Origin of the sequence: Bartonella sp. OT172YNZD (genome assembly GCF_042193725.1) — a bacterium.
Classification (GTDB): domain Bacteria; phylum Pseudomonadota; class Alphaproteobacteria; order Rhizobiales; family Rhizobiaceae; genus Bartonella; species Bartonella grahamii_A.
This window is the reverse complement of sequence record NZ_JBHILZ010000106.1, coordinates 1-587: the sequence shown is the minus strand read 5'-3', so window position 1 is coordinate 587 and position 587 is coordinate 1. Positions and strand designations below refer to the sequence as shown.

Here is a 587-nt window from a genome sequence, read left to right as displayed (position 1 = left end):
TGGTTGCTGCTGTTGTGGCGGTGATCATGGCTGCTGGTTTTGCTTTGTGGAAATATTGGGATCGTTTCTCTTCTTTTGTCAAAGGCTTTGCACGGGGAATAGCACACGCTTTTGGGCATGCCTTTGAAGCCGTCATGCGTTTTTTTGGTGCTGATACCGCCACCATTATGCATTGGAAAAATATAATCGCCAATGCTTTTGATTTCTCTCAAGCTTGGCAAAAGTTTAAACAGGGGCTTGGCGCTGTTGGCAAGTGGTTTGGCAATGTGTGGGAGGGCTTTAAACAAAGTCTTTCTAATTTTTGGAGCTGGTTGGGAAGCTTTTTTGCCCGCGAAAAGCTCTCTGAGGGTGCGAGGGCTGGTATGGAACAAGCGGGGGAGGACTTAGCCAATTGGATTGTCGATGGTTTTATGGCACCCATCACAAAATTGAGCGATTTTTGTAAATCTTTGCCTCATCGCATGAAGGGGTGGATTGGGTCCATTCATTTAAGAGAGTTTTTGCCAAGTTTTTTGGGAGGAAAAACAGTCATTCAACCGATTGCACAATTTGCGGGGGCGGGTCATGTAAATCACTCTGTGAGAGAG

The 587-nt window shown here is 46.0% G+C and carries 1 pseudogene; it reads left to right on the top strand.

Annotated features, from left to right (window positions below):
* Positions 1-26: 26 nt before the first annotated feature.
* A pseudogene (locus tag ACFIJS_RS09280) lies at positions 27-587 on the top strand (phage tail tape measure protein); the annotation flags it as partial.